Annotated in this window: 6 protein-coding genes; 4 read left to right on the top strand and 2 right to left on the bottom strand. The window is 35.0% G+C overall.

From position 1 onward, the window contains the following. Positions 1 to 372: 372 nt before the first annotated feature. From D5R40_RS36360 to D5R40_RS29050, 4 genes are all read left to right on the top strand, one after another. Positions 373 to 582 (top strand): hypothetical protein, encoded by a 210-nt coding sequence (locus D5R40_RS36360; RefSeq protein WP_124155594.1) that lies wholly within the window; start codon positions 373 to 375, stop codon positions 580 to 582. 993 nt (positions 583 to 1,575) lie between these two features. Beyond that, positions 1,576 to 2,115 (top strand): tetratricopeptide repeat protein, encoded by a 540-nt coding sequence (locus tag D5R40_RS29055; RefSeq protein ID WP_124155593.1) that lies wholly within the window; start codon positions 1,576 to 1,578, stop codon positions 2,113 to 2,115. Between the two features lie 299 nt (positions 2,116 to 2,414). Continuing rightward, entirely contained in the window at positions 2,415 to 2,537 is a 123-nt protein-coding gene (locus D5R40_RS41580) for a hypothetical protein (RefSeq protein WP_282433675.1), read from the top strand. Between the two features lie 90 nt (positions 2,538 to 2,627). After that, on the top strand, positions 2,628 to 5,372 hold the full coding sequence (locus D5R40_RS29050; protein ID WP_205127728.1) for a CHAT domain-containing protein: 2,745 nt from the start codon (positions 2,628 to 2,630) through the stop codon (positions 5,370 to 5,372). A gap of 356 nt (positions 5,373 to 5,728) precedes the next feature. Here D5R40_RS29050 and D5R40_RS29045 read toward each other — a convergent pair whose 3' ends face one another. Together D5R40_RS29045 and D5R40_RS36355 are read right to left on the bottom strand one after the other, a co-directional pair. After that, the gene (locus tag D5R40_RS29045) at positions 5,729 to 6,013 is read right to left on the bottom strand and encodes a hypothetical protein (protein ID WP_124145812.1); all 285 of its coding nucleotides are present in this window, start codon (positions 6,011 to 6,013) and stop codon (positions 5,729 to 5,731) included. Positions 6,014 to 6,188: 175 nt separating this feature from the next. Continuing rightward, on the bottom strand, positions 6,189 to 6,744 hold a 556-nt coding region (locus D5R40_RS36355), incomplete at its 5' end, for a hypothetical protein (RefSeq protein WP_205127727.1).

The raw sequence follows: 6,744 nt of genomic DNA, 5'->3' as shown, positions 1-6,744 counted from the left end.
CAAGGGTGAATATCTACAGGAAATGATGGTTTTTTCTTGCGAGGGTAGCCTTCTTCCCTCTTCCCTCTTTCTTCTTCCTTCTTCCTTCTTCCTTCTTCCTTACCTTTGCTATACAAGACCGATGCTACCGGACATGATATTACTGAGGATTAATGAGTAATGAGTAATGAGTAATGAGTAATGAGTAATATAGTATCCGGATAATTAGTTATTGTATGATGAGAGTCCTCAGTCCTCAGTCCTCAGGAGTCAGCAGGAAGAAAGGATGAGAGTTGGAATTATCTGTGGATATTCCGGCATTTTATGTCTGCATTGAATGGAAGTAGAAAGTGCGATAACTGTATAACCTGATTTTATATTAAATATTGAAGTGTGGATAGAATTATAAGCATATATTATATAACCGGATTCTATATTAAAAGGGGAGGCGCATACCCACAATTTTTCGGTAAGGAAGAAGGAAGAAGGAAGAAGGAAGAAGAAAGAGGGAAGAGGGAAGAAGGCTACCCTCGCAAGAAAAAACCATCATTTCCTGTAGATATTCACCCTTGGGTTTACACAAACGATTGGCTTCGGACATGATATAATATCATGTTCGGACGGGTCAGTTATAAATAAAATTTAAGGACTGACGGTACCAAAGAAATACTGAAATTATCAATACTATTCTCCAATATTTCCTATTTTTCTCCTTTTTTTCCTCCTGACTCCTGACTTACCCTCCTGGGAGGGGGAGGGGCGAGGGGTGGGTTGACTCCTGAGGACTCACAAAATTTATTTATAAGTATTCAACCGTTAGCGTAGCTCCCCCGGAGGGGGAACATGATATAACACCTACCACCTACAGCGGTTTTCATTTGGGTAGACCACAGTAGGGACGTTCCATGGAACGTCCCTACAAAGTTTTGCTTGTGAAGATGTGGTTCATCAATTTGAAAAGCGCTGTAAGAACTTTATTATCGTTATGTTTACATAAGTTATTTAAGTATTGCCTATCTCTAAATGGTCGATATATAATTAAATTTTAATAGTAGTATAAGCAATTTGTCTTAGTTGGTTCTACAGAGAAAACTTAGGAAATATGTCTACTGTCAAAATACGACTAAGGATTCATCATCCAGACCAGCTAATACCGAGGTTGATTTTTTTATGCTCTAAATTCACATTGGCGATCGCTATTGCAGTGTTAACTTTTGTCTCTAATAGATGAAGCTATTGGGACTTTGATATTTTTTCCGATGAAAATAGTCAGTCAATCAGATAATTATAGATTTTATAGATTTTTGTAGATTTCTGGGAACGGTAAGTAGAAAAATATCTCAATACCTAAAAAATAGCTTAAACCTAGATATATCAGGAAAGAGGCTAAGAGGCTATTTTTATACTAAACCCCCAATCTTAAAATTCTGCATAACCTTCCTAGTGTGATAATTAATAAAGTAGTATACAACCGAAAAATTGTCAGTATTCTCCTGGAGAAACTACTATCATGTAATCGAAAGGATTTTGTCCTGAAGTCCCTTGATTGTAGCTGAAATAGATTTTTTAGTACTTATTAAGGTGAGGTATTGATATATGCGTTATTGGAGAAACTATCTGGGAGTTATTGCCACTGCTTTAGCCTTAAGTTTCCCTACCTTTGAAGGATTACACCAAGGAGAAAAGTGGAAAATTTCACCTGTATTTGCTCAGGATATTTCTTATAGCAGCTCTAATAATCAATCTGAAATAGGTAGGTTGTTAAAAGAGGGAGAAGAACATTATCAAAATGAGCAATACGAACAGGCATTAGCAAAATTTCAGCAGGTATTAAAACTACGACGAGACAAAGGAGATTTACTTGCAGAAGGTCGTGCTTTATTCTATGTCGGGGCAACTTATGAAAAGCTAGACGAAGGTGAGAAGGCTAAGGATTATTATTGGGAAGTTGTAGGAGTATCTGAAGAAATGGCCGATCAAAAAAATTCTACAAAAACTAACTCTATGTTATGTACAACTCCCAAAGGAAGAGAAAAGTTAGAGGAGGATAACATTCAGATTCAATGTAATTTAGAAAGAGACTCTGGTAGTGTAACTCTTTTATTTGATGAAGATGACAAAAAAGAATCAGAATAACTTAAATAGACATCTCGACTAAAAGAGGGAGTAGGAATTCAACAATTAATAATTAATAATTAATAATTAACAATTACCTCTCTTTTAAAACTAAGAGGATTGACTTAAAGGAAAAATTTTCTTTATTCTCCTCTTAAAAGGGGATGCTTTAAACCACAATTTTTCGGTAAATAATTAATAATTTATGTAGGATAATTGATTTGATTTTTTATTATTAGAGATGTCTAGTAGACATCTCGACCAAAAGAAGGAGTAGGGACGTTGTATGAACGTCTGTATAAAGTAGGCGGAAAGAATTAATGAATAAGAGTACGATAATTAATTTGATTTTTTATGCTCACCAGATGTCTAATAGACTCGCCAATGAATTAATTGAACTAAATAATAGCTTTAGCGATCGCCTATTATTTGGTAATTGCTAAAGCTGAATAAATAAAAAGTATAAAAAAATGTTTAAAAGTAGTGGAAGAAGAATAATTAAAAGACTCATAAATTTTTTTCTAATCTGCTGCTTGAGTTTAACTTTTTACTTATGCTACGAAACAGTATTTCCTCAAATATTAAATTCTGATCAACCTCAAAATCAGCTAATATCTCAAACTCCACAACAAACTGAAGCAAAAGCACTTTATCAACAAGGCGAACAACTCTACAATGATGGTCAATATCAAGCTGCTTTAGAAGCTTATCAAAAAGCTTTAGAAATATTCCAATTATTATACAGATTATCAGATAATTCTACTCAATCTCTATCTCTAAAAATAAGTCAAACCCTTCATAGTATTGGAGCCACTTATCAAAAACTAACTGACTATCCCCAAGCATTAGATTATCATCAACAAGCATTAAAAATACGTCGCAAAATTAATGAAAAACAAGGTATTGGTAGTAATCTAAATAGTATTGGTGCTATTTATTTTCTCCAGGGAAATTATGACCAAGCTTTAAATTACTTGGAGCAAGCTTTAGCAATACGTCAAGAATTAGGAGATTTAGTTAGAGTTGCACGAACTCAGAATAATATAGCAGCAATTTATCAATATCAAGCTCAATATTTTCCAGCATTAGAATATTATCAACAAGCTCTACAAACATTCCAGGAATTAGAAAATTTTCAAGGTGAGGCAGCAGTTACTAACAACATCGGCTTAATTTATCAAGAATTAGGTCAGTATGAAAAATCCTTAGAGTGGTATCAAAATGCTCTAGAAATTTATCGAGCAAATAATAATAAAAATGGCGAAGGAAATACAATAAATAATATTGGGCTTACCTATAAATTGCAAAAAAAATATGACCAAGCATTAGAATATTATCAAGAAGCGTTAACAGTTAGAGAACAAATAAATGACAAAGCAGGAATAGGGCAAAGCCTGAATAATATCGGCTTAATTTATGACGAAAAAGGCGAATACCAAAAAGCACTAGAATATTTGCACCAAGCATTAACAATTTTCCAGGAAATAGGCAATAAAACAGAAGAAGGACGTATCTTAGATAGTCTCGGAACAGTTTATAAAAGTCTCAAAGAATATACCCGAGCAGAAGACTACTATCGCCAAGCTTTAACTACTCAAAGAAATATAGGCGATCGCGCTAGTGAAAGAATAACTTTAAGTAATATTGGAGATTTATTAGTTGCAGAAAAACAGCCGGAAGTAGCAATTATTTTATATAAACACTCTGTAAATGTCACAGAAGAAATTCGGCAAGATTTACAAAATTTTCCTCTAGATAAACGGCAATCCTATGCCGAAAAAAATGCTGATACTTATCGTCGTTTAGCAGATTTATTATTACAGCAAAATAGAGTCACAGAAGCTCAACAGGTTTTGGATTTATTGAAAGTTCAAGAACTAGAAAATTACCTCAACAATGTAGAAGGTAATGAACAAACTTCTGTGGGAATAGAATTATTACCTCAAGAACAAGAAATATTGGATAACTATACCGCTATTCAAGATAAAGCAGTACAACTGAACAAAGAACTCACAGATTTACAGAATATATCACCCACAGATAGGTCGAAAGCTCAACAACAACGTATTACTGACTTAAAAGCAGAAAAACAGCAAATTCAAACAGAATTTCATAACTTGATTTCCAACGAAAATATCGTCAAAATCATACAGGAACTCAAGCAAAAAACTGATGGAGAAAGTATAGATATTACCAATTTAAGTAGATTACAAAATATCCTCAAAATCAAGCAAAATGCTGTACTACTTTATCCCTTAATTTTGGACGATAGGATAGAATTAATATTAGTGACAAGTCAAGGATTGCCAATACATCGTTCAGTTCCGATTAACAAAACACAGTTAAAAAATGCAATTATTGACTTTAGAGGAGCTTTGACATATCCTAGAAATATAATTAGTGATCAGATAGTACACACAACAGGTCAACAGTTATACAAATGGTTAATAGAACCTTTAGAGACAGAGCTATTTTTAGCGAAAACTAAAACTATTATTTATGCTCCTGATGGTTTATTACGTTATATTCCAATAGCAGCTTTATACGATGGAAAAAAATGGTTAATAGAAAGGTTAAACATCAACAATATTACCGCAGCAAGTCTGACTAATTTTAACAGCAAACCTCTAGGTAAACTCCGAGTATTAGCCGCAGCTTTTAGTCAAGGAAATTATAAATTTCTTGTAGGTTCTAGAGAATTTCGATTCTCAGGATTAAAATTTGCCGGACAAGAAGTAGAGACCTTAGCCAAGATGATTCCTAATACGACAAAACTACTGAATCAAGCCTTCAATTGGAATGAAATTATTTCACGAGTTAATAAGTACAATATTCTACATTTTGCCACCCATGCAGATTTTGTCAATGGGCAACCAGAAGATTCTTTTATTTTATTTGGTGATGGTAGTCGTTTAACTTTGCGGGAAATTACAAACTTATCCTTACCTAATATTAATTTAGCAGTTTTGAGTGCTTGTCGAACAGGAGTAGGTGGTATTTTAAAAGATGGTTCAGAAATATTAGGGTTGGGTTATCAGATGCAACGTGCAGGGGTAAAAACATCTCTGGCAAGTTTGTGGCAAGTTGACGATCTAGGAACGCAAGTACTGATGATTAATTTTTATCGAGCATTGAAAACAGGCAATATGACAAAAGCAGAAGCATTACGAAAAGCACAACTAGCTTTGATAAATGGGAGTATTAATGAAGAAGAGGCAAAAAGGTTGAGGCATCCTTATTATTGGGCACCATTTATTTTGATTGGTGATGGGTTGTGATGCTTAGGAGTCAGGAGTCAGGAGTCAGGAGCCAGAATTTAGCCTATTGTATAATGGAGAATGACATAGCACAAGGAAGAAGAAGGAATAATATCATGTCCGGTTGAACAGTTATTAATAACGACACAACTGAGGAGTCAGGAGTCAGGAGTCAGGAGGAAAGAAACAAGAAAGAGGAAGAAGAGGAGAAGAAGGAGAAAGTTTTTTGGTCGCGTAAGCGGAACGGAGTTCTATCACGCTCTTATCCGGACATGATATTATTTCCTAATTATTACCAGTTAATGCTAATTATTCTGATGTTTGTCTCTCCCTACAGATAGTGTATAGTCTGATATTTTCCGTAAGTCCTGTTTGAATTAATCAGTCAATCTTTTTTTCCTGAATACACCACTCATAGTGATACCTGTAACCATCATGAAAATTAATCCGATACCATTTAAAAGTACATAAAAAGGTTTAAGATCGTCTCCTAGATATGTACCTTGGTGAATTACCATGAAAATCTCTGCTTGCTCACTAGACAAACCAAACCAACTTTTACCGAGTCGGTAACCTATTCCTGTGATTACAGTCAGAAATAATGGTAGAAAAACTATCGGGGCTATTATTCGATGCCATTTACGATATTTTTTGTCGTTCATTGTTCTTAACTCCTAGTAATAGTGAATAAAACTCAGTTATACGAAAAGAGGGAGTAGGGGTGATTTCGTTACCGAATGCTGTCGCAAACGCGTTTGCAGAGCATCCTGGAGGAAATCGCCCGTACAAAGTAGGGGAAAATAATTGATTTGATTTTTGATGATTGGAGATGTCTATTTAGTCATCATCGTCATCATCGTCATCGTATCTGTCATCATCGTCATCATCATCATCATCGTATCTGTCATCATCGTCATCGTCATCATTATCGTATCTGTCATCATCGTCATCATCATCATCGTATCTGTCATCATCGTCATCATCATCATCATCGTATCTGTCATCATCGTCATCGTCATCATTATCGTATCTGTCATCATCGTCATCATCATCATCGTATCTGTCATCATCGTCATCATCATCATCATCGTATCTGTCATCATCGTCATCGTCATCGTCATCATTATCATTTAATACAGTGCCGAACAATGTACTGCTTACGGGTGGCGCTGCTGCTGGCGATATCTCGGAAATTACAGGATAACCATCAGAACGGTTGGTAGCAAAAGCCTCAAACTCATTATTTTCTTCAAACTCATCGTATCTGTCATCATCGTCATCATCGTATCCGTCATTATCATTTAACACAGTGCCGAGCAATGTACTGCTTACAGGTGACATCGCCCCTGGTAATAGATCGGAAACTACAGGATAACCATCTGTGCGGGTGACA

It is taken from the genome of Okeania hirsuta (assembly GCF_003838195.1).
Taxonomy (GTDB): Bacteria; Cyanobacteriota; Cyanobacteriia; order Cyanobacteriales; family Microcoleaceae; genus Okeania; species Okeania hirsuta.
This window is presented reverse-complemented; position numbering and strand designations above follow the sequence as displayed.

Bases quoted from the DNA above. Each gene is read 5' to 3' on its own strand.
- D5R40_RS41580 (WP_282433675.1), top strand. From the start codon at position 2,415: ATGAATAAGAGTACGATAATTAATTTGATTTTTTATGCTCACCAGATG.
- D5R40_RS29055 (WP_124155593.1), top strand. From the start codon at position 1,576: ATGCGTTATTGGAGAAACTATCTGGGAGTTATTGCCACTGCTTTAGCC.
- D5R40_RS29045 (WP_124145812.1), bottom strand. From the start codon at position 6,013: ATGAACGACAAAAAATATCGTAAATGGCATCGAATAATAGCCCCGATA.